At 74.4% G+C, this 21,704-nt stretch carries 22 protein-coding genes and 3 pseudogenes; 11 read left to right on the top strand and 14 right to left on the bottom strand.

The window, feature by feature from the left end:
* The first annotated feature begins 62 nt into the window (after nt 1-62).
* Nucleotides 63-302 carry a hypothetical protein gene (locus BJF79_RS49520; protein WP_075907490.1) on the top strand — a complete coding sequence of 80 codons (240 nt, stop codon included), beginning with the start codon at nt 63-65 and terminating at the stop codon, nt 300-302.
* Between the two features lie 191 nt (nt 303-493).
* On the opposite strand, the gene BJF79_RS49515 is transcribed toward BJF79_RS49520, so the two are convergent.
* The 6 genes from BJF79_RS49515 to BJF79_RS49490 form a co-directional block, all read right to left on the bottom strand.
* Complete coding sequence (locus tag BJF79_RS49515) at nt 494-1,654, bottom strand: hypothetical protein (protein ID WP_075907489.1); 1,161 nt, start codon at nt 1,652-1,654, stop codon at nt 494-496.
* A gap of 41 nt (nt 1,655-1,695) precedes the next feature.
* On the bottom strand, nt 1,696-2,490 hold the full coding sequence (locus tag BJF79_RS49510) for an SAM-dependent methyltransferase (protein ID WP_075907488.1): 795 nt from the start codon (nt 2,488-2,490) through the stop codon (nt 1,696-1,698).
* Nucleotides 2,491-2,614: 124 nt separating this feature from the next.
* Nucleotides 2,615-3,295 (bottom strand): haloacid dehalogenase type II, encoded by a 681-nt coding sequence (locus tag BJF79_RS49505; RefSeq protein WP_075907487.1) that lies wholly within the window; start codon nt 3,293-3,295, stop codon nt 2,615-2,617.
* A gap of 177 nt (nt 3,296-3,472) precedes the next feature.
* Nucleotides 3,473-4,315, bottom strand: coding sequence for a carbohydrate ABC transporter permease (locus tag BJF79_RS49500; RefSeq protein WP_075907486.1), 843 nt, complete (start codon nt 4,313-4,315; stop codon nt 3,473-3,475).
* Entirely contained in the window at nt 4,312-5,310 is a 999-nt protein-coding gene (locus BJF79_RS49495; RefSeq protein WP_075907485.1) for a carbohydrate ABC transporter permease, read from the bottom strand. The genes BJF79_RS49500 and BJF79_RS49495 overlap by 4 nt, the downstream gene beginning before the upstream one ends.
* Nucleotides 5,307-6,593, bottom strand: a complete 1,287-nt coding sequence (locus BJF79_RS49490; RefSeq protein WP_075907484.1) for an extracellular solute-binding protein — start codon at nt 6,591-6,593, stop codon at nt 5,307-5,309. The genes BJF79_RS49495 and BJF79_RS49490 overlap by 4 nt, the downstream gene beginning before the upstream one ends.
* 256 nt (nt 6,594-6,849) lie before the next feature.
* Between BJF79_RS49490 and BJF79_RS49485 the strand changes: the two genes are divergently transcribed.
* The 9 genes and pseudogenes from BJF79_RS49485 to BJF79_RS49455 all read left to right on the top strand — a co-directional run bounded on the left by BJF79_RS49485 (nt 6,850) and on the right by BJF79_RS49455 (nt 15,326).
* Nucleotides 6,850-7,914 (top strand): LacI family DNA-binding transcriptional regulator, encoded by a 1,065-nt coding sequence (locus tag BJF79_RS49485; protein WP_262403717.1) that lies wholly within the window; start codon nt 6,850-6,852, stop codon nt 7,912-7,914.
* Nucleotides 7,915-8,005: 91 nt separating this feature from the next.
* On the top strand, nt 8,006-9,259 hold the full coding sequence (locus BJF79_RS66295) for a glycoside hydrolase family 3 protein (protein ID WP_316043599.1): 1,254 nt from the start codon (nt 8,006-8,008) through the stop codon (nt 9,257-9,259).
* A gap of 231 nt (nt 9,260-9,490) precedes the next feature.
* A complete protein-coding gene (locus BJF79_RS66290; protein ID WP_143221030.1) occupies nt 9,491-10,318 on the top strand; it encodes a glycoside hydrolase family 3 C-terminal domain-containing protein in 828 nt (275 codons plus the stop codon).
* Nucleotides 10,315-11,123: pseudogene (locus tag BJF79_RS68215) on the top strand (glycoside hydrolase family 43 protein); the annotation flags it as partial. The gene BJF79_RS66290 and the pseudogene BJF79_RS68215, both read left to right, overlap by 4 nt.
* Nucleotides 11,103-11,843 (top strand): hypothetical protein, encoded by a 741-nt coding sequence (locus BJF79_RS68210; protein WP_410050243.1) that lies wholly within the window; start codon nt 11,103-11,105, stop codon nt 11,841-11,843. The pseudogene BJF79_RS68215 and the gene BJF79_RS68210, both read left to right, overlap by 21 nt.
* Nucleotides 11,844-11,885: 42 nt before the next feature.
* Nucleotides 11,886-12,857, top strand: a complete 972-nt coding sequence (locus BJF79_RS49470; protein WP_075907483.1) for a hypothetical protein — start codon at nt 11,886-11,888, stop codon at nt 12,855-12,857.
* Nucleotides 12,858-12,874: 17 nt separating this feature from the next.
* The gene (locus BJF79_RS49465; protein ID WP_143221029.1) at nt 12,875-13,207 is read left to right on the top strand and encodes a hypothetical protein; all 333 of its coding nucleotides are present in this window, start codon (nt 12,875-12,877) and stop codon (nt 13,205-13,207) included.
* Nucleotides 13,204-13,824: a precorrin-8X methylmutase gene (locus BJF79_RS49460; protein WP_075907481.1), complete on the top strand. Its 621-nt coding sequence runs from the start codon at nt 13,204-13,206 to the stop codon at nt 13,822-13,824. The genes BJF79_RS49465 and BJF79_RS49460 overlap by 4 nt, the downstream gene beginning before the upstream one ends.
* A complete protein-coding gene (locus BJF79_RS49455; RefSeq protein ID WP_075907480.1) occupies nt 13,824-15,326 on the top strand; it encodes a precorrin-2 C(20)-methyltransferase in 1,503 nt (500 codons plus the stop codon). The genes BJF79_RS49460 and BJF79_RS49455 overlap by 1 nt, the downstream gene beginning before the upstream one ends.
* Here BJF79_RS49455 and BJF79_RS49450 read toward each other — a convergent pair.
* A complete protein-coding gene (locus BJF79_RS49450; RefSeq protein ID WP_262403715.1) occupies nt 15,314-16,039 on the bottom strand; it encodes a cobalt-precorrin-6A reductase in 726 nt (241 codons plus the stop codon). The genes BJF79_RS49455 and BJF79_RS49450 overlap by 13 nt on opposite strands.
* Before the next feature lie 21 nt (nt 16,040-16,060).
* Between BJF79_RS49450 and BJF79_RS49445 the strand changes: the two genes are divergently transcribed.
* On the top strand, nt 16,061-17,113 hold the full coding sequence (locus tag BJF79_RS49445; RefSeq protein WP_075907479.1) for a cobalt-precorrin-5B (C(1))-methyltransferase: 1,053 nt from the start codon (nt 16,061-16,063) through the stop codon (nt 17,111-17,113).
* Between the two features lie 68 nt (nt 17,114-17,181).
* Here BJF79_RS49445 and cobM read toward each other — a convergent pair.
* The 7 genes and pseudogenes from cobM to BJF79_RS49415 form a co-directional block, all read right to left on the bottom strand.
* A pseudogene (gene cobM, locus BJF79_RS49440) lies at nt 17,182-17,926 on the bottom strand (precorrin-4 C(11)-methyltransferase).
* Nucleotides 17,923-18,582: a precorrin-6Y C5,15-methyltransferase (decarboxylating) subunit CbiT gene (locus BJF79_RS66285; RefSeq protein ID WP_316043598.1), complete on the bottom strand. Its 660-nt coding sequence runs from the start codon at nt 18,580-18,582 to the stop codon at nt 17,923-17,925. The pseudogene cobM and the gene BJF79_RS66285 overlap by 4 nt, the downstream one beginning before the upstream one ends.
* 32 nt (nt 18,583-18,614) lie before the next feature.
* Nucleotides 18,615-19,199: a precorrin-6y C5,15-methyltransferase (decarboxylating) subunit CbiE gene (gene cbiE, locus BJF79_RS66280; RefSeq protein ID WP_316043597.1), complete on the bottom strand. Its 585-nt coding sequence runs from the start codon at nt 19,197-19,199 to the stop codon at nt 18,615-18,617.
* Entirely contained in the window at nt 19,192-19,602 is a 411-nt protein-coding gene (locus tag BJF79_RS49430) for a pyridoxamine 5'-phosphate oxidase family protein (RefSeq protein WP_075907478.1), read from the bottom strand. The genes cbiE and BJF79_RS49430 overlap by 8 nt, the downstream gene beginning before the upstream one ends.
* 122 nt (nt 19,603-19,724) lie before the next feature.
* Nucleotides 19,725-20,378, bottom strand: a complete 654-nt coding sequence (locus BJF79_RS49425) for an ATP-grasp domain-containing protein (protein ID WP_262403714.1) — start codon at nt 20,376-20,378, stop codon at nt 19,725-19,727.
* A 138-nt stretch (nt 20,379-20,516) separates the two neighbouring features.
* Nucleotides 20,517-21,494: an SIR2 family NAD-dependent protein deacylase gene (locus BJF79_RS49420; RefSeq protein WP_316043596.1), complete on the bottom strand. Its 978-nt coding sequence runs from the start codon at nt 21,492-21,494 to the stop codon at nt 20,517-20,519.
* Nucleotides 21,491-21,704 (bottom strand): annotated as a pseudogene (locus tag BJF79_RS49415) (hypothetical protein); the annotation flags it as partial. The gene BJF79_RS49420 and the pseudogene BJF79_RS49415, both read right to left, overlap by 4 nt.

The following is a 21,704-nucleotide window of genomic DNA, read 5'->3' as shown; positions in this document are numbered from 1 at the left end:
CCGGAGCCCCGTCGCCCATGGCGGCGACGCGGGGTTGACTGCGCGAGCGCGGCATCGACTGGATGCCGTTCCGCGACGATGAGATCGTCATAGGACTGGCCTGCGGCCCCGACCCCGAAACCGGCCGCTGGCGCGGCTGGTGCGACATTCGGATCGAACCGGACGCGCTGCGCCGACTCGGACTCCACCCCGACCAGCCGACCTCGAAGATCGTCGGTCCGTCCCCGCCCGGCTGGTGGCACGCCGCCGCCGAACGCGCCGCCGGCGCGTCCCTGCGCAAAAAGCCCCGGCCACTCGACTGATCCGTGGACGGGCCCGTCGCGCGCCCTTACTCGGCGAACGGGCTCACGCGACAAGGGGAGTGCGCCTGTTCGCGTAGCCGGACGCGGTGGGACCCGGCGCGGACGACGTCCTCGCGTTGACGAGCGCGGCGGCTCGTGCGGGGCCCGAGGCACGGCTCCGCGGGCCGGTCCACGGTGGACGGGCCCGACCGTCACCAGTCGCGGACGGACTCCACACCCGAGGCGAGGCTGTCGAACGTGCCGTCCGGTTCGAGGCCGTGCTCGGCTCCGGCGTCCGTCGCGATGCGGTGCAGCGCCTCGAAGAGCTCCTCGCGTTCGACGGTCTCGATGAAGCCCGCGCGGCGATCGAACTCGTTGAACGCCTCCCCGTACTCGCGCCCGATCTCGGTCAGCCGCGCCGGACGATCGTCCGGCGCCACTTCGGCCAGCACCGCCATGACCGCGCGCCGCGTCGCCTTGTACTGCGCGACCGACTTCTTGAAGTTCGTCTTGCTGATCTGCCCGCGGCCGTCCCAATCGCGCAGCGGATTGTCCCGGTTCTCGGCGACCCATTCCGGTTTGCGGGCACCGCGGATGTCGATGCGCGTCCCGTTGGGGATCTCCGGACGCCACGTCGAGCGCATCGCGTTCGCGTACTCGGCCGGAATCCCGTACAGGTACAGCTCCTCCAGATCGGGCGTGCACCGGGGCTGCAGGCGATCTTCCTTCGTCATCCCGAACAGGTCGAAGACCGACAGCGACTTCAGCGACGTCAGGTCGTTCAACCGGCCCGCCTCCGCGAGCAGCCCGAGATCGCCCCGCAGATCGAGTTCCGTCAGGTTCGGGAACAGCCCGACGAGCCGCCCGCAGTCGAGCGACACGATGTCCCGGACGTGCAGGCGGGTGACGTCCGGCCGGACTCCGCCCATCTCGTCGACCTCGGCCCCGGTGCACGCCAGCTTCCACGGCATCGGCGGATCGTCCTCCAGCCCCGCGTCCCACCGCCGCTGCCGGACGAGCTGGTCACCGAGCCGCCACCCGTAGCCGTAGCCGTTCGACGGCTCGTCGTGCAGCGGCGGCAGATTCCCGATGACCTTGTGACTGCGCGGAAGCACCCACTCGAAGTTGCAGTACGACAGGCTCCCGTTCCACGAATGGTGCGTCAGCCTCAGCGGCGACACGTCGCCGAGCTCGCCGACCGACACGGGTTCGGGCCCGGACCAGTCCAGTTCGAGCACCGCCGCCGTCTCGTTCGCGGCGTCGATCCGGACGATCTGCGCCGCCGTCCACTCGCCGAGTTCGGCGGAGAACGCCGCCACGACGTCCCCCGCCGCGATCGGCCGCGGCGGTGCGGACTGCTTCTTGTTCGCCATGGCCGGTGATCGTAGGCCCCGCCGGTGACAACCGGCCGGCCTCAGGGTTTACGCGCGACCCCGCAGAACTCGTCGATCTCCTCGACCGTGCCGATGTCGGTGCCCACGGCGTGCCACAGCGGGCAGGAGACGACGCCGGGCGGCACGAGGTCCATGCCCTCGAAGAAACCGGCGAGCTGCTCCGGCGTCCGGAGCACGTAGGGCGGCTCGGCGGACCGGTTCCAGATCGCGATGGCCTCGGCGGTCGCCGGGTCCACGACGTTCGTGGCGTCGTACAGGGCGAGGTGGCTGCCGCTCGGCAGCGCGTCCACCAGCCGCCGGACGATCGACCGCCCCTCCTCGTAGTCGGTCATGTGCCCGAGGATCCCCATCAGCAGGAGCGCGACGGGCTCGTCGAAGTCCAGCGTCTCGGCCGCCCCCGCGATGATCTTCTCGGGTTCGCGCAGGTCGGCGGGAAGGTAGGCGGTCTTCCCCTCCGGTGAGCTCGTGAGCAGGGCGCGCGCGTGCGCCAGCACCAGCGGGTCGTTGTCGACGTACACCACGCGGGCGTCCGGGACGGCCCGCTGGGCGACCTGGTGGGTGTTGTCGGCCGTCGGGAGCCCGGTGCCGATGTCGAGGAACTGGCGGACGCGCAGGTCGGCCGCGAGATGGTGCACGGCGCGCTGCAGGAACTGGCGCGTCGCCCGTGCCATCAGCGCCATGTTCGGGATGACTTTGAGGATCTCCTCGCCGACCTGCCGGTCGACATCGAAGTTGTCCTTGCCGCCCAGCCAGTAGTTCCAGATCCGGGCGGTCTGCGGGACCTCGGAGTTGATCGCGGCTGCCTCGTCCGTCACGGTGACTTCCTCACTCGGGGGTGTTGGGATTGTCAGAACCCATCCAACAACCCAAGATCACTTTGGGGGAGGCATTTGCCGGAACAGGCCGATCGAACACCGGCGCGCTCGCCGCCGCCCCGGTTCAGGCGCCCGGCCGACGTTCGAGAACCCCGGGGAGGTCGCGCAGGTCGGTGATCGTGTGGTCGGGGCGCTCGAACATCGACGGGTAGGGGAGCGCGCCGCGGTTCAGCCACGCGGCGCGCAGGCCCGCGCGGCGGGCGCCGTCGACGTCCCACGGGTGGACGGCGACGAGCAGGATCCGGTCGGGGGCGACGCCCAGCCGGTCGACGGCGTGCCGGTACGCGGCGGCGGCGGGCTTCCACGCGCGCGGGACCGAGACGTCGAGCGGCGCCTCGAAGAGGTCGCGGACCCCGGCGCGTTCCAGCAGGCTCTCGGTGACGGCGGCGGACCCGTTGGTGAGGGTCGCCGGCCGCAGCCCGGCCGAGCGCAGCGCGCGGACGGCGTCGGGGACGTCGGGGTGCACGTCGAGGTCGGTGAAGCCGCTGACGACGTGCGCGGCGGCGCGGCGCGCGTCCCCGGCCCAGCCGTCCAGGCCGGTCAGCAGGCTCCGCAGGCCGCACTCGGCGACCTCGGCGAAGTCGGCGTAGGCGCCCGCGGCGGTGAGTCCCATGCCGTCCCGCAGGGTCCCGGCGAACCACGTGGGCAGCAGGTGCCCGGGCGCGCCGACGTCCTCCAGGCGCCCGCGCAGGGAGGACAGGTCGCCCAGCGTCTCGTTGACGTCGAACAGCACCACCTGGATCATCGGTCGCCGCCTCCTCGCCCGCGGGCCTCGTGGTTCCCGTACCCACGCGACGCCCGTTTCCTGCCCGCCCGGGGCGTCGTGTTCGTCCGACGGCCCCGACGGACGGCGTCCGCTCGGCGGCGGAGGTCCGCGCCCGCGCGACCGGACGTGACGGCGCGCGCGTCCGGTCGCGCGGCGTCAGCCCTTCGTGGCGCCCGCCGTCAGGCCGCCGATGAGCTGCCGCTCGGCGACGGCGTAGAAGGCCAGCGCGGGGATCATCGCGAGGACGATGTAGGCGAACACCAGCGCGTAGTTCGTCGAGTACTGGCCCTGGAACTGCTGGATGCCGACCGGGATCGTGTGCCACTTGGGGTCGGTGAACACCAGCAGCGGCAGGAAGAAGTTGTTCCAGCTCGTGACGATCGCGAGCACAGAGACGGTGCCGATGGCGGGGCGGGCCATCGGCAGGAGGATCCGCCAGAAGAACGCGAACCGGCCGCAGCCGTCGATGACGGCGGCCTCTTCGAGGTCGGCGGGGATCGTCCGGAAGAACGCCCGCAGGATGATGATCGTCATCGGCAGCGCGAACGCCGCCTGCGGCAGGATGACGCCGAGCGGGTTGTCGAGCAGGCCGAACGTGCGCAGCAGGACGAACAGCGGCAGCACCGCGACCGCGGGCGGGAACATCAGGCCGACCGCGAACAGGGTGAAGAACGCCTCGCGGCCGCGGAACGCGTAGCGGGCGAACGCGAACGCCGCCAGCGCCGAGACCGCGACAGTGATCAGCGCGGTCGCGGCGGCGATCAGGACGCTGTTGGCGATCTGCCGCCAGAAGTCGCCGGACCCGAGGATGCCGGTGTAGTTCGACACCTGCCAGGGGGAGGGGAGACCGAACGGGTCGTCGGTCAGGTCGCCCGTCGACTTGAAGCCCGACAGCACCGCGTACAGCAGCGGGACGACGATGAACGAGCCGAGGATCCAGACGAGCGCGTGCCGTGAGAGGCCGCGCGTCCGCCCGCCGCGGCGTCCGATCGCGCTCATCGCGCCCCTCCCGCCGACGTCATGGCGCCCTGCAGGTCGCGGCGGAGCGCGAAACGCTGGTAGAGCAGGGAGAACACCAGGCTGATCGCGAACATCGCGACGCTGATCGCGCTCGCGTAGCCCATCTGGTACCGCTGGAATCCGAACTGGAACATGGAGACGGCCATCGTTTCGGTGGAGTGCGTGGGCCCGCCGCCGGTCGTGACCCACACGAGGTCGAACATCTGGATCGCGCCGATGACGGACAGGAACACGCTGATCCGGATCGTGGGGGCGAGCAGCGGCAGGGTGACGTGCCGGAACCGCTCCCAGGGCCCGGCGCCGTCGATCTCCGCCGCCTCCAGGACCTCCTTGGGGACGCCCTGCAGTCCGGCGAGGTAGATCATCATGTGGAAGCCGAAGTACTTCCACGTCATGACGGCGAACAGCGTGGGCAGCGCGGTGCCGGGGTCGGAGAACCACTTCCCGGCGAGCCCGCCCACGAGCGGCACGTCCTCGATCAGCGCGTCGGCGAGGCCCGACCCCGGTAGGAAGATCATCCCGAACAGCACGCCGGCGATGACCTCGGACAGGATGTACGGCGCGAAAAAGATCGCTCGGTACACCGCCCGTCCCCGCATCCGCTGGTTGAGCAGGACGGCCGTGCCGAGCGCGATCGGCAGCTGCACCACGACCGACAGGACGACCAGGACGAGCCCGCGCCACAGGTCGCCGCGGAACAGCGGATCGGCGAACAGGTCGCGGAAGTTGCCGAGCCCGACGAAGTCGTCCGGCCAGCCGAAACCGCCCCACCGGAAGAAACTCGTGTAGAGGGCGATCACGATCGGGATCAGTACGAACAGGACGAAGACCAGCAGTGCCGGGACGAGGAACCAGGTGGCGGCGAACCAGCCGCGCAGCCGCCGCCCCCGGCGCGGCCGGGGCGGCCGGGGCGGCGGCTGCCGGGTCCGCGTCGGCGCGGCGGTCTGCACAGGCGATGCGGGGGACGGCGTCATGCGTTCTTGGCCGCCTCGGTGATCGACTGCGCGACCTGCTGCGGGTTCTTCTTGCCGCCCATGAGCCCGGCGACGCTGTCGTTGACCTCCTCGCCGACGGCGGGCGGGAACGCCTGGTCGAGGTAGAGCTGGAACCCGGTCGTGCCGTTCAGCTTCTCCGCGACGATCTTCCGGTTCGCGTCCTCGATCGAGCTCTCGGCGCCCTTGACGACCGGCATGAACGCGCCGGACGACACCAGCCGCGCCTCGTTCTCCTCGTTCATGAGGAACTTCAGGAAGTCGAGCGCCTCGGGCGGCGCGTCCTTGCCGAGCGCGTGCCCGTTGCCGCCGCCGAACACGTCGGTGACCTTGCCGGGGCCGCCCTCGACGGCGGGGAACGGGAAGAAGCCGAGCGCGTCGCCGAGGTCCTTGCCGGAGGCGTCCTTCTGCACGACGGGCGCCCACTGGCCCATCAGCTCCATGCCCGCCTTGCCGGCCCCCATGGTGGCGGCCTGCCCGCCGGGGGCGTCGTAGGCGGCGCCCTGGAAGCCCTCCTGGAACGGGTCGAGGTCGACGAGTTCCTTGAGCTTCTGCCCGGCCTGGACGAACGGGGGCGTGCCGAAGTTCTGGGCCTCGGCCGCCTGCTTGACGCCGTCCGGGCCCGCGAGGCGCATCGCGAGGTACGCCCAGTAGTAGTGCCCGGGCCACTTGTCCTTGCCGGCGAGGGCGATGGGCGTGATCCCGGCCGTCTTCAGCTTGCGGACGGCGTCGAGGAACTCGGCCCAGGTCGCGGGGGGCCCGTCGATCCCGGCCTTCTCGAAGTGGTCCTTGTTGTACCAGAACCCGACCATCCCCATGTCGTACGGGACGGCGTAGGCCTTGCCGTCGAACTGGTACGGCTGCAGGGAGACCGGCGTGAAGCCGTCCAGGAAGCCGGTGTCCTCGACCGGCTTGACGAGCCCCGCGTCGATGCGCTGCTTGAGGACGCCGCCGCCCCAGGTCACGAACACGTCGGGCAGGTCGCCGGACGCGGTCACGGCGGTCATCTTCGCCTTGAACGCGTCGTTCTCCATGTTCGTGAGCTTGATGTCGACGTTCGGGTGCGCCGCCTCGTAGGCCGCGGCGATCTCCGGGTAGATGGTCTTGGACGGCTCGGTGGTGGCGATGTCGAGCCATTCGATCGTGACCTTGCCGGAGTCGGCGTCGTCGCCGCAGGCGGTGAGCAGCGGCGCGGCGACGGCGATGGCGGCGCCCGCGGAGATCGCGGTCAGCAGGGAACGGCGTGACTGCTGCGAGGTGCCCATTGGGTGGCCTCCTGGATGGGGGGTGGGCGGCGTGGCGGAGGAAGTCCCTCGAAACATTTCGAAAATCTTCGGTAGGCTGTTGCCGAGAAACTCTAAGAAGGGCACCCCTGTCGGTCAAGGCTTCACGCTGGATTCGTGTGGGCCGGGTCACCCCGACGACGCGACGCCGCGACGATCGTGCGGCGATTCGGGACTAGGAGCGAGCGAAATATTGCGATAACGTTCGCAATCGTTTCCTCGGGGAGGAGAGAACAGCGTGACCGTGCGCACCACCGAAGACCCGCCGGACCCGCCCGGCGCGCAGCACGCACCGTCCCGGCCGACCCTCGCGGTCATCGCCGCCGAGGCCGGGGTGTCGCAGGCGACCGTCTCGAAGGTCCTCAACGGCCGGACGGACGTGGCCGCCGCCACCCGCGAGCGCGTCGAGGCCCTGCTGCGCGACCACAACTACCCGGGCCCCGGCGGCTCCCGCCGCGCCCGCCGGTCGGGACTGATCGACCTCGTCCTGGCCGGGCTCGACAGCCCGTGGGCGGTGGAGATCCTGCGCGGCGTCGAGGCCGAATGCGCCGAGCAGGGCACCGGCGTCGTCGTGTCGCTGGTGCGCGAGGACGACGCGCGCCCGCCGAGCTGGCAGAACCTGCCCGCCCTGCACCACAGCGACGGCGTGATCCTGGTGACGTCCCGGATGACCGACCGGCAGCGCGCGCAGCTCGAACGCGCGGGCGTCGCGCTCGTCCTGGTCGACCCGGTGAACCTGCCGGACACCGACATCGCCAGCGTCGGCGCCACCAACTGGGCGGGCGGGCTCGCCGCCACCGAGCACCTCATCGAGCTGGGCCACCGCCGCATCGCGATGATCGGCGGCCCCGCCGACATGCTGTGCACGCAGGCCCGGGTGGACGGCTACCGGACGGCCCTCGAACGCGCCGGGATCGAGGTCGACCGCGGCCTCGTCCGGTACGGCGACTTCCACCACGAGGGCGGCTTCGCCCGCACCCGCGAGCTGCTGGAACTGGACGACCGGCCCACCGCGATCTTCGCGGGCAGCGACCAGCAGGCCATGGGCGCCTACCAGGCCGCCCGCCTCGCCGGCCTGCGCGTCCCCGAGGACCTCAGCGTCGTCGGGTTCGACGACCTGCCGACCTGCGAATGGCTGTCGCCGCCGCTCACGACCGTCCGGCAGCCGCTGGAGGAGATGGGCCGGGTCGCCGCCCGCACCCTGCTCCAGCTGCTGGACGGACGGCCGCCGCTGACCCCCCGCGTGGAGCTGGCCACCGAGCTGCGCGTCCGCGCCTCCACCGCCGCCCCCTCGGAGCAGTGATGACCGAAGCCCTGACCCCCGGCACGGCCGCCGAACCGTGGCGCGACCCCGCCCTCCCGGTCTCCGACCGGTCGCCGACCTGCTGTCCCGCATGACCCCGGAGGAGAAGGCGGCGCAACTCGCCGGCTTCTGGGCGATGCCCGCCGGACCGGGCGAACCGGTCGCCCCCATGGAGGACGACTCGCACGAGACGGCGCCCGCCCTCGACGACCTCCTCCCGCACGGCCTCGGCCAGCTCACCCGCGTGTTCGGCACCGCGCCCGTCCCCGCCGCCGAGGGCGCCGCCCGGCTGCGCGACCTGCAGCGCCGCATCGCCGCCGCGAACCGGTTCGGCATCCCCGCGATCGCCCACGAGGAATGCCTCAACGGGTTCATGACCTGGGGCGCGACCGTCTTCCCCAGCCCGCCCGCCTGGGGCGCGACCTTCGACCCCGACCTGGTGGGCGAGATGGCCGCCGCGATCGGGACGAGCATGCGCGCGGCGGGCGTCCACCAGGGGCTCGCGCCCGTCCTGGACGTGGTCCGCGACGCCCGGTGGGGACGCACCGAGGAGTGCATCGGCGAGGACCCGCAGCTCGTCGCCGTCCTCGGCACGGCCTACGTCCGGGGCCTGGAACGGTCCGGGGTCGCCGCGACGCCCAAGCACTTCGCCGGATACTCCGCCTCCCGCGCCGGGCGCAACATGGCGCCGACCCCGATCGGCCCCCGCGAACTCGCCGACGTGATCCTCGAACCGTTCGCGATGGCCCTGCGCGACGGCGGCGCCCGCTCGATCATGCACTCCTACACCGACGTGGACGGCGTCCCCGCCGCCGCCGACGTCCGGCTCCTCACCGACCTCCTGCGCGGCGAACTCGGCTTCACCGGCGCCGTCGTGTCCGACTATTTCGGGATCTCCTTCCTCGAAAGCCGGCACCGCGTCGCGGGCTCGCGCGGCAGCGCGCCGCGCTCGCCCTCGCGCGGGCATCGACGTCGAACTCCCGACCGTCCGCTGCTACGGCGAACCGCTCCTGGAAGGGGTCCGTTCAGGCGCCGTCCCCGCGGACCTCCTCGACCGGGCCGCCGCCCGCGTCCTCACCCTCAAGGCCACCCTCGGCCTCCTGGACCCCCCGCCCGAACCCGGTGGGCCCCCGAACGGGACCGCCCAGCACGAGGAGAACGCCCCCGCCCCGGCGGTCTCCGGGGACGGCGGCGTCCCCGGCCCGGGGGCGTCCGGGGACCGGGCGCACGACCTCGATCCGGCCGGGGCACCGGGGGCTGGCGCGGCGGGTGGCCGAGGAGTCGGTCGTGCTGCTCGCCAACGACGGGACGCTGCCGCTCGCGCGCGCCCGCCGGGTGGCGCTGACCGGTCCGCTCGCCGACGACACGGCCGGGATGCTCGGCTGCTACACCTTCCCCGCGCACGTCGGCCGGCACCGGCCCGACCTCCCGCTCGGCGTGGACGTCGCGACCCTCGCGGACGCGCTGCGCGGCGAACTGCCGCACGTCACCGTGACCCCGTCCGCGGACGTGCTCGTCACCCGGCGCCGACATCGACGCGGCCGTCGCGGCGGCCCGCGGAGCCGACGTGGCGGTCGTGGCGCTCGGGGACCGCGCGGGCCTGTTCGGGCGCGGCACGTCCGGGGAGGGGTGCGACGCCGAGACGCTCGCGCTCCCCGGACGGCAGCGCGACCTCGCCGACGCGGTCCTGGCCACCGGCACCCCCACGGTGATCGTCATGCTGTCGGGCCGCCCGTACGCGATCGAGGACGTCGCCGACCGGGCCGCCGCCGTCGTGCAGGCGTTCTTCCCCGGCGAGGAGGGCGCCGGGGCGGTCGCCGGGGTCCTGACCGGCCGCGTCGAGCCGTCCGGCCGCATGCCGGTCAGCGTCCCGCGCCGCGCGTCCGGCCCGCCCGTCACCTACCTGCGCTCGAAGATGGACGGCCCGCACGACTGGAGCGCCGTCAGCCCGGCGCCGCTGTTCCCGTTCGGCCACGGCCTCACCTGGACGCGGTTCGCCTACACGGACCTGCGCGTCGACGAGCGCGCCCGCACCGACGGGTCCGTCACCGTCGGCGCGGTCGTCCGCAACACCGGCGACCGACCGGGCACCGAGGTCGTCCAGCTCTACCTCGCCGACCCGGTCGCGTCGGTCGTCCGCCCGTCCCGGTGGCTCGCCGGGTGGGCCCGCGTCCGGCTCGGGCCGGGCGAGGCCGCCCGCGTCGGGTTCACCGTGCACGCCGACCGCACCTCGTTCACCGGCGCCGACCTGCGCCGCATCGTCGAACCGGGCGCCGTCGAGGTCATGGTCGGCGGGTCCAGCGAGGACCTCCCGCTGCGCGGCGCGTTCACGCTGGACGGCCCGGTGCGCGTCCTCGGCGCCGACCGCGTCCGCACCGTCCCCGCGGAGGTGACCCCGCTGTGACCCGATTCCGCAACCCGATCCTGCCGGGCTGCCATCCCGACCCGTCGATCTGCCGGGTCGGCGGCGACTACTACCTGGTGACGTCCACGTTCGAATGGTTCCCCGGGCTGCCGGTGTTCCACAGCCGCGACCTGGTCCACTGGCGGCCGATCGGGCACGCCCTGGACCGTCCGGACAGCTTCCGCTGGACGGCGTCCCCGCGTCCGGCGGCCTGTACGCGCCGACCCTGCGGCACCACGACGGGCGCTTCCACCTGGTCTGCACCCTGGTGGACGGCCCCGAATGGTCGGGCCACTTCGTGCTGACCGCCGACGACCCCGCCGGTCCCTGGTCGGACGCGCACCGGCTGGACGGCAACGGCATCGACCCGTCGCTGTTCTTCGACGACGACGGCCGGGCGTGGTGCACCGGTACCCGCCTCACCGGCCGCTACGACGGGCACACCGAGATCTGGCTGCGCGAGTACGACCCGTCCGGCCCGGCCCTGGTCGGCGAGGAGCACGTGATCTGGGACGGGACGGTCAAGGGCGCGATCTGGTCCGAGGGCTCCCACCTCTACAAGATCGGCGGGCGGTACCACCTGGTGACCGCCGAAGGCGGCACCGCGCTCGACCACGCGGTGATGACCGCGCGCGCCGACGCCGTCACCGGCCCGTACGAGAGCAACCCGCGCAACCCGGTGCTGACCACCCGGCACCTCGGCCTCGACCACCCCGTCGTGGGGACCGGCCACGGCGACCTGGTGGAGACCCCGGACGGCGAGTGGTGGATGGTGCTGCTGGCGATGCGGCCGCACCACGGGGACCGCTGCGTCCTCGGCCGGGAAACGTTCCTGACGTCCGTCCGCTGGGAGGACGGCTGGCCGCTCGCCGCCCCGGTCGAGCCGGTCCGGGACGCCCCGTCGGTGCTCGCGCCGTGGCCGGCCGAGCCCGCGTGCGACCAGTTCGACGCGCCCGAACTCGGGTCGGAGTGGAACATGCTGCGGCCGCCGCGCGAGCGGTGGTGGAGCCTGACCGAACGTCCCGGCCACCTGCGGCTGCGGGTCCGGCCGGAGACCCTCGCGGACGCCGCGAACCCGTCGTTCGTCGGGCGCAGGCAGCAGCATCCGGACTTCGCGGCGTTCACCGAGCTGGAGTTCGCGGCGTCCGACGACGAGCAGGCGGGGCTAGCGCTCGTGCAGAACGGCGATTTCCACGTGCTGCTCGTGTCGACGGACCGGGGGCTGCGCCTGCTCAAACGGGAGCAGGGCGTCGAGACGGTGCTGGCGGAGACCGCGCCCGCGCCGGGCCGGGTGCGGCTCGGCTTCGAGGCGCACGGCCGCTGGTACCGGGCGTCGTACGCGGTGCGGCCGGGGCCGCCGGTGCCGCTCGGCGACCCGCTGGACGGCGACATGCTGAGCAGCCAGGTCGCGGGCGGCTTCACCGGCGTCTACATCGGCCTCTACGCGTCCTCGAACGGCCGCGCCACCGCGAACCACGCCGATTTCGACTGGTTCGAGTACCGTCCGCTGCCGGGCGAGGCATAGCCGGGTCGGCGGCGGGACGCCCGACTCCATAGGATCCGTCCCGTGCCGTCACGATCACGAACCGGACCCGACCGCTGCCCGGGGACGCTGCGGATCCACGCCGCCGCCGACGGCGGGCTGGCGCGGATCCGCCTCCCCGGCGGCGCGCTGACCGGCCCCCGCTCCGCCGCGCTCGCCGACGCCGCCGCCGACCTCGGCGACGGTTTCCTCGAACTGACCTCGCGAGCGAACCTCCAGCTCAGGGGCATCGCCGACGGCGCCGAGGCCGAGTTGAGCGACCGGCTCCGGGCCGCCGGGCTGCTGCCTTCGACGACGCACGAACGGGTGCGGAACATCGCCGCGAGCGTCCTGTCCGGACGGGACGGCGCCGGCCACCTCGACGTCCGTCCGCTCGTCGCGGCCCTCGACGCCGCCCTGTGCGCCGACCCGTCCCTGGCCGCCCTGTCCGGCCGCTTCCTGTTCGCCGTCGACGACGGCCGCGGCGACGTCATCGCCATGCGCGGCGACATCGGCCTCTACGCCCTCGCACCGGACGAACTCGCGCTCGTCCTCGCCGGAACCGACACCGGTCTGCGCGCGCGCCCGGAAGACGCCGTCGCCCTGGCCCTGGACGCCGCCCGCGCCTTCCTCCGAGCCCGCACCACCGAATGGCGCATCTCCGACCTACCCGACACACCCCCCGATGGGATGCGGCCGGTCGGACGCGGCGGCGATCCCGGGGGCGGAGACCACGGCCGGCCGCCGGAGGGCGTACCCGCCGCGGCTCCGGACGGGACGCCGCCGGGCGAGGCCGCCGGGGGGCTCGTCGAGGGCATCGAGGCCGGGCGTCGCCGCCCGAGCCGGTCGCCGCGCCGGACGTCCCGTACCGGACGCCGCTCGGGACGATCGGCCAGCGGGACGGGCGGCGCGCGCTCTCCGCGCTCGTCCCGCTCGGACGGCTCGACCCCGCGCCGCTCCGCGACCTCGCGGATAGCCTCGCGGAGATCATCGTCACTCCGTGGCGGGGCGTCGTGATCCCCGACCTCACGGACATGCCACACTTTCCTGGCCTGGTCACGGCGGCGGACTGGGCGGGGGTCACCGCGTGCGCGGGCCGTCCGGGCTGCGCGAAGTCGCTGACCGACGTCCGCGCGGACGCGGCCGCGGCCGTGCGGGCGTCCGCGTCCCCGCGCGGCGGCGCGGACGGCCTGCCGGTGCACTGGGCGGGCTGCGAGCGGCGGTGCGGGCACCCGCCCGATCGGCACGTCGCGGTCGTGGCGACCCCCCGGGGCTACGAGGTGCGGCTCGGCGACGAGGTCCGCGCCCGGCCCCCCGACCCGGCGGCGACGGCGGCGGCCGTCGACGGAACACGGAGGAGCGAGTGATCGAGTACGTCCGCGACGGTGCGGAGATCTACCGGCGGTCGTTCGCGACCATCAGGGCGGAGGCGGACCTTTCGGGCCTGCCCGCGGACGTCGCCCGGGTCGCGGTCCGCATGATCCACGCGTGCGGGATGACCGACCTGGTCCGCGACCTCGCGTGGTCGCCGGGCGTGGTCGCGGCCGCGCGCGCCGCGCTGCTGGACGGACGCCCGATCCTGTGCGACGCGCGGATGGTGGCGTCCGGCGTCACCCGCAAGCGGCTGCCCGCGGACAACGACGTGGTCTGCACCCTCGGCGACCCGGGCGTCCCCGCGCTGGCCGCCGACCTCGGCACCACCCGCAGCGCCGCCGCGCTCGAACTGTGGCGCGACCGGCTCGCCGGGTCCGTCGTCGCGATCGGCAACGCCCCCACGGCGCTGTTCCGCCTGCTGGAGATGATCGACGCGGGCGCGCCGCGTCCCGCCGCGATCCTGGGCGTTCCGGTCGGGTTCATCGGTGCCGCGGAGTCGAAGGAGGCGCTCGCCGCGTCCGGTCTGCCGCACCTTGTCGTGCACGGACGGCGCGGCGGCAGCGCCATGACCGCCGCCGCGATCAACGCCATCGCCAGCGAGGAAGAGTGATGACCGGACACCTGTACGGGGTCGGGCTGGGGCCCGGCGACCCGGAGCTGATCACCGTGAAGGCCGTCCGGCTGATCGGGGCCGCCGACGTGATCGTCCACCACGCGGCCCGGCACGGCCGCAGCGTCGCGCGGAAGATCGCCGAGCCGCACCTGCGGGACGGGCAGATCGAGGAGGCGCTGATCTACCCGGTCACCACCGAGGCGACCGACGACTACCAGCGCGTCCTCGACGAGTTCTACGAGCGGTGCGCCGCCCGCCTCGCCGAGCACCTGGACGCCGGCCGCGACGTCGTCGTGCTCTGCGCGGGCGACCCGTTCTTCTACGGCTCGTACATGCACCTCCACAAGCGGCTGGCGGGCCGCTACCCGGCGACCGCCGTGCCGGGCGTGACGTCGGTGAGCGCGGCGTCCGCCGAGCTCGGGCGTCCGCTGGTGGAGCGCGACGAGGTCCTGACCGTGCTGCCGGGCACCCTCCCGCCGGACGACCTCGCGCGCCGCCTCGCGGCGACCGACTCGGCGGCCGTCCTCAAGCTCGGACGCACCTTCGGCAACGTCCGCGGCGCCGTCGACGAGGCCGGACGGCTGGACGACGCCTGGTACGTGGAGCGCGCGACGACCGGCGGGCAGCGGATGCAGCCGCTCGCCGACGTCGACGCGGAGACCGTCCCGTACTTCTCCCTCGCGATCCTCCCGTCGCGCGTGCACGAGCGGACCCGCCGCGAGCTGCCCGCGCCCCGGACGCCCGCGGACGGCGGGCCCGGCGAGGTCGTGATCGTGGGGCTCGGCCCGGCGGGGCGCGACTGGCTCACCCCGGAGGCGCAGGCCGCGCTCGCCGCCGCCGACGACCTCGTCGGCTACGCCCCCTACCTGGCGCGCGTGCCCGCCAACCCGCGGCAGGAGCGGCACGCGTCCGACAACCGGGTGGAGTCCGAGCGGGCCGAGTTCGCGCTGGCGCTGGCCGACCGGGGACGGCGCGTCGCGGTCGTGTCGTCCGGCGACCCGGGCGTGTTCGCGATGGCCGCCGCCGTCCTGGAGGTCGCCGCCGAGGACCGCTGGAAGCACGTCCCGGTGCGGGTGCTGCCCGGTCTGACCGCGGCGAACGCCGTCGCGTCCCGGATCGGCGCGCCCCTCGGCCACGACTACTGCGTGCTGTCGCTGTCGGACCGCCTCAAGCCGTGGGACGTCATCGCGGAGCGGCTCGCGGCCGTCGCCGCCGCCGACCTCGCGATCGCCATCTACAACCCGGCGTCGAAGTCGCGCACCGGGCAGGTCGCGAAGGCCCGCGACGTCCTGCTCGCGCACCGCGATTTCGATACCCCGGTCGTCATCGGCCGCGACGTCGGCGGGCCGGAGGAGAGCGTCCGCGTGATCCGCCTCGCCGACCTCGACGGAACCGGCGTCGACATGCGCTGCCTGCTGCTGATCGGCTCGTCCCGCACCCGCGTCGCCGAGCGCGGCGGCGGCACCGCCGTCTTCACCCCCCGCCGCTACCCGGCATGAACGAGCCAGGCCGCCGCGTCCTCGACGGTCGCCGCCACGGGGACGCCGGCCGGGACGGGCGGCCGGTCCACCAGCACGACCGGGACGCCCAGGTCGCGGGCGGCGGTCAGCTTGGCGGCCGTCATCGCGCCTCCGCTGTCCTTGGTGACGAGCACGTCGATCCGGTGCTCGCGCATCAGCGCCGTCTCGTCCGCGACGGTGAACGGGCCGCGCGCCAGGACGATCGTCGTGCGCGGCGGCATCGGCGGTCCGGGCGGGTCCACGGAGCGGACGACGAACCGGCGGCGATCGTCCCCGGTGAACGCCGCGAGGCCCGTGCGGCCGGTCGTCAGGAACACCCGCTCGCCGGGCAGGTCCGCGGCGGCGGCCGCCAGGGACGGGACGCGCCGCCAATCGTCGCCCGCCCCCGGCGACCAGCCCGGACGCCGCAGCACCAGCAGCGGCACCCCGGCGGCCTCGCAGGCCCGGACGGCGTTGCCGCTCATCCGCGCGGCGAACGGATGCGTCGCGTCCACGACCGCGTCGACGCGCTCGTCCCGCAGCCACGCCGCGAGCCCGTCCGCGCCCCGAACCCGCCCACGCGGACCCGTCCGGGGAGGGGCGCGGGGCGGCGGTCCGGCCCGCCAGCGAGCTGACCGCCTCGACCGCCGGGTCCCCGTCGAGCCGCCCGGCCAGCAGCCGCGCCTCCGCGGTGCCTCCCAGCAGCAGCACACGTTTCGTCACGGGAGAATGCTATGAGCGGACTGCGGTACGGGTGGACGACCGGGGCGTGCGCGACGGCCGCCACCAAAGCCGCCCATACCGCCCTGCTCACCGGCGAGTTCCCCGACCCCGTCGAGATTACCCTCCCGAAGGGGCAGCGGCCCGCGTTCGCCCTGGCCGTCGAGGAACTCGGCGACGGCCGCGCCACCGCCGGGATCGTCAAGGACGCGGGCGACGACCCCGACGTGACGCACGGGGCGCTCGTCCGCTCGACCGTCCGCCCGGGCGAGCCCGGCACCGGCGTGACGTTCCGCGCGGGCCCGGGCGTCGGCACCGTCACCCGGCCCGGCCTGCCGCTCGACGTCGGCGAACCGGCGATCAACCCGGTGCCGCGCCGCATGATGCGCGAGGTCCTCGGCGACGCCGACGTCATCGTGGAGATCTCCGTGGACGGCGGCGCGGAACTCGCCCGCCGCACCTGGAACCCGCGGCTCGGCATCCTCGGCGGCCTGTCGATCCTCGGCACGACCGGCGTCGTCGTCCCGTACTCGTGCTCGGCGTGGATCGACAGCATCCGCCGCGGCGTGGACGTCGCCCGCGCGATGGGCCGCACGCACGTCGCCGGGGCCACCGGCAGCACGTCCGAGAAGGTCGTCGCCGAACTCCACGGCCTGCCCGAGGACGCCCTCCTCGACATGGGGGACTTCGCCGGGGCCGTCCTGAAGTACGTGCGGCGGCACCCGGTGCCCCGGCTGACGATCGCGGGCGGCATCGGCAAGCTCGCCAAGCTCGCCGCCGGGCACCTCGACCTGCACTCCAAGCGTTCGCAGGTCGACTTCGGCGTCCTCGCCGCCATGATCGACGACCCGGACACCGCCGAACGCGTGCGCGGCTGCAACACCGCGCTGCACGCGCTCCAGGTGTGCCAGGAGGCCGGGATCCCGCTCGGCGACCTCGTCGCAGAGCGCGCGCGGGCCACCGCACTGGACGTCCTGCGCAGCGCCCCGGTCGAGGTCGACATCGTCGTCATCGACCGGGCCGGCACGATCGTCGGCCGCGCCCCCGACTCCCGCCGGTTTCGTTGATCTGCGGCGTGTTGCCCTTATAAGCGGCCGGATAAGGGCAACACGCCGCAAGTCAACGTGACGGCGCGCTAGCTTCGGCGGCGGTCGGCGGAGTAGAGGTGGCTGTCGGCGAAGTTCTCCGCGCCCAGCACCGCCCCGGCGATGATCACCGCCGTGCGCCGCACGCCCGCGTCCCGCACCTTCCCCGCGATGTCGGCCAGCGTGCCCCGCAGGACCAGCTCGTCCTCCCGCGACGCCCGCGCCACCACCGCGACCGGGCAGCCGGCCCCGTAGTTCGGGAGCAGCTCGGCCACCACGGCGTCGATCCGCTGCACGGCCAGGTGCAGGACGATCGTCGCGCGGCTCCGGCCGAGCGTCGCCAGGTCCTCGCCCGGCGGCATCGGCGTCGCCCGCGCCGACGTGCGCGTCAGCACGACCGTCTGCGCGACCTCCGGAACCGTCAGCTCCCGGCCGAGCGCCGCGGCCGCCGCCGCGAACGCCGGCACCCCCCGGCGTCACGTCGTACGGGACGCCCGCCGCGTCGAGCCGCCGCATCTGCTCGGCCATCGCGCTGAACACCGACGGGTCGCCCGAATGCAGCCGCGCCACGTCGTCGCCCCGCCCGTGCGCGGCCACGAGTTCGGCGACGATGTCGTCCAGCACCATGTTCGCCGTGTCGACGACCCGCGCGCCCGGCGGGCACCACTCCAGCACCTCGTCCGGGACGAGGCTGCCCGCGTACAGGCACACCGGCGACGCGGCGACCAGGTCGCGGCCCCGCACGGTCATCAGGTCGGCGGCACCGGGCCCGGCGCCGATGAAATGCACCGTCACCGCGTCACCGCCCACTGCGTCACCGGCATCTTCGCCCGCCAGCCCGTGAACCCGCCGACCGGCCCGGCCCGGCTGACCTCGACCCGGGTCAGGTCACCGCCCAGCCTCCCGCGCGCGTTCACCAGCGCGCTCTCCGACTCCAGCGTGACGGCGTTCGCGACGAGCCGCCCGCCCGGCTTCAGCGCCGCCCAGCAGGCGTCGATCATCCCGTCCGCGGTGACGCCGCCGCCGATGAACACCGCGTCCGGCCCGTCCAGCCCGTCGAGGGCCTTCGGCGCCTCGCCCGCGACCACCCGCAGGCCCGGCACGCCGAGCCGTTCGCGTTCGCCCGGATCGCGTCCGCCCGCGCGGCCAGCGCCTCCACCGCGACGGCCCGGCAGCTCCGGTGCGCCCGCATCCACTCGATCGCGACGCTCGGCGGCGCCCGCGCCGACGTCCCACAGCAGCTCCCCGGGGACGGGCGCGAGCCGCGCCAGCGTGATCGCCCGGACCTCCCGCTTGGTGAGCTGCCCGTCGTGGTCGTAGGCGTCGTCGGGGAGCCCCGGCACGACCTGGACGCCCGCGCCCCTGCAGTGCACGGCCACGACGTTGAGGGCCGCGGTGTCCGCGCGCGGCGGCCCCACCCGCTCGTCCGGCCCGCCCAGCCGTTCCAGCACGGTGACCTCGCTGGCGCCGAAGCCCCGCTCGTTCAGCAGGTCGGCGACCTCCCCGGGCGTGCCGGCGTCCGCCTCAGCACCAGCACCCGCCGCCCGGGCGCCAGCAGCCGGTTCAGCGCGGCCAGCGGACGGCCCACGGCCGAGACGACGTCGGTGTCCTCCAGCGACCAGCCGAGCCGCGCGCACGCCAGCGACATCGACGACACGTGCGGCAGGACCCGGACGTTCTTCGCGCCGAGCAACCGCACCAGCGTCGTCCCGACCCCGAAGAACATCGGGTCGCCGCTCGCGACGACCACGACCCGCCGTCCCCGGTGCTCCTCGAACAGCGCGGGCAGCGCGGGCAGCATCGGCGACGGCCACGCGACGGCGACGCACTCGGCGGCGAAGTCGGGCAGCATCCCGAGCTGGCGCCCGCCGCGACCAGGACCTCCGCGGACCGGAGCGCGTCCCGGGCGGCGCGCCCAGCCCGTCCCCACCGCGCCGATCCCGACGACGGCGATCCGGTGGCCGCCGCCCACCACGTCCTCGGCCGTCGCGGGGGCCGGGCCGACACCGCCGCCGCCCCGCCCGTCCGGGGGGACGATCGGGGCGCCCGAGTTCTCCACGTCAGACATTGCCCAGCACCTTGCTCACCGCGATCTCGATGACGACGCGCTTCGGGTTGACCCGCGGCTGCTTGTACCGCTCGGCGTACCGCCGCTCCGCTTCGGCGACCGACTCCGCGTCCGCCCGCAGCACGGCCCGTCCCTCCACGGTCGACCAGCGGCGCCCGTCCACCTGGCTCACCGCGACCGGCAGCCCCGCCGGACCCGCCGCCCGCACGTGCCGGGCCTTCGCCGACCCGCCGGAGGTGATCACGCGGACGATCCCCGCGGCGGCGTCCAGCACGGCCCCGACCGGCACCGCGTGCGGTGTCCCGTCGGGGCGCGGCGTGACGAGCGTGCACACGCGCCGTTCCCGCCAGAACTCCCGCACCCGTTCGTCGTCCAGCCCCAGCCGGTGCCGTTTCCCGTGCATTTCGTCCTCTCGTCGACGCCGATCAGCAGGATCCCAGAAACGGCCCCGCGACCGCGTCCCGACCCCGCGCACCACCCGGCGGGGCGGGCCGTGCGGCCGTCCGGAAGCCCGGCCGGCCCCGGTCAGCGGCGGACGAACGGTTCGACGCGGCGCGCGAGGTCGGTGCGGGGCGCGGCGGCGCGCAGCACGACGTCCAGCACCCGCTCCGGCGGGGCCGCGTAGCAGTTGCTGAACCACGCTTCGTTGGCCTCGACGACCGCGTAGCGGGGCGGGCCCGGCGCGGTGATCAGCCCGACGTCGACGACGACCGCGCTCGGGAGGCCGGGCGCGGCGCGGGCCAGCAGGTCCGCGGCGAAGGCTTCGACCGCCGCGCGTTCCGGCAGGTCGCCGAGGGGCGCGGCGTCGAGCACCCCGTGGAGCAGGTAGCGGGACGCGGCGTGCACCGCGCCGTCCAGGACGTGCAGGCGGTACTCGCCCGCGAACGTCACCGGGTCGGCGAGGAGCACGGGCGTCGAGTCCGGCAGGTCGTGCGGCAGGTCCCGCGGCGGATCTCGCGGCGGGCCGGGCTCGTGCACGCCGGGCGGGAACGCCTTGCCGGACGCCGGTTTCACGAACGCCGGACGGTCCAGCGCGCGTGCCTCGCCCAGCGAGCCGAGCCGGACGCGCCGTCCCGTGAACTCCGCCGGAAGGCCGGGCAGCCACCCGGGCCCGCCCGCCAGCAGCGCGACGTCCAGGGCCGCCGCGACCTCGGCCGCGAACGCCTCGCCGCCGTACACGTGCGCCCGCCCCCGGAGCCCGGACGGGACGGGTCCGCCGGTGCAGCGTCCGCACCGGCAGGCCCCGCGCCGCCGCGGCCTCGGCCAGCCGTCCCGCGGTGGCCGTGGCCCCCGGCGGCAGCAGCAGGACGCGGTCGCTCATCCCGCGAGTTCGCCGCAGAGCGCGGGCAGCGACTCGCCGATCGGCTCCCGGACGATCGTCGACGCGAGGTGGTCGTAGGGCGTCGGGTCGCGGTTCACGATGATCAGCGTCGCGCCGCACTCGACCGCGACGGCGCACAGGCCCGCGGCCGGTTCGACGCCGAGCGACGAGCCGACCGCCACGAACACCTCCGACACCCGCGCGATGTTCGCGGCGTGCGAGAGCACGTCGGCGTTCAGGAACTGGCCGAACAGGACGACCGACGGCTGCAGGACGCCGCCGCAGCCGGTGCACGCCGGATCGTCCTCGCCGCGCGCCAGCACATCGGCCGTCGGGACGCGGGCGTGGCACCGCATGCATTCGGCGTTCGCCAGGTTGCCGTGGAGTTCGAGGACCTTGCGGGGCGTCGAGCCCGCCTTCTGGTGCAGCCCGTCGACGTTCTGCGTCAGGATCCGGACGGCCGTCGTCCGCTCCAGTTCCGCCAGTGCCAGGTGGGCGGGGTTCGGCTCGGCGTCGTCGAACAGGTCGAGTGCCCGCCAGAAGCGGCGCCGGACGTCGGCGTCCGCGACGAAGTTCTTCCGCGTGAAAAGGTTCGCGAGTCCGGGGTCGCGGGTCCACACGCCGGAGGGGCCCCGATAGTCGGGAATGCCGGAGTCGGTGGAGATGCCCGCGCCCGTCAGCACCGCGATTCGCTTGGCCATGCGCGACACCGTACGAACGGACGACGCCGCCCGCGACGGAATTTCCGTCGCGGGCGGCGTGAACCGTCGTTCACTGCCAGGAGCGGACGAGTTCGTCCAGCTTCGCCTGGTCGTAGTCGACGCCCTGCTCGTCCAGTTCCCGGGCGACGAGCGCGCCGTCGCGTCGTGCTTGGCCAGCAGCCGGTACACCGCGTACGGGAACCAGATCTTCTCGCGGACCCACACGACCTCGGTCTCGTCGAAGACGTGGCCCTGGGCGCGGATCTCGCTCACGGTCGCGGCGGTGTCCCCGTTGGTGCGTTCGAGGATCTCGCGGGCGAGCGGGCGCCCCGCAGCGTCTCGGCGTCCAGTGTGGGGACGGCGGCGGGCTCCTCGACGGTGGTGACGGTGCCGTGCCCGTTCATCTCGCTGCGCGCGGCGGCGGCGCTGACGAGCGCGGGTTCGGGAGCCGGGGCCGGTTCGGGCACGGGCGCCGGCGCGGGG

Source organism: Actinomadura sp. CNU-125 (genome assembly GCF_001942465.1).
Taxonomy (GTDB): domain Bacteria; phylum Actinomycetota; class Actinomycetes; order Streptosporangiales; family Streptosporangiaceae; genus Spirillospora.
The sequence above is the reverse complement of the archived record's forward strand: the minus strand, read 5'-3'. Positions and strand labels throughout refer to the sequence as shown.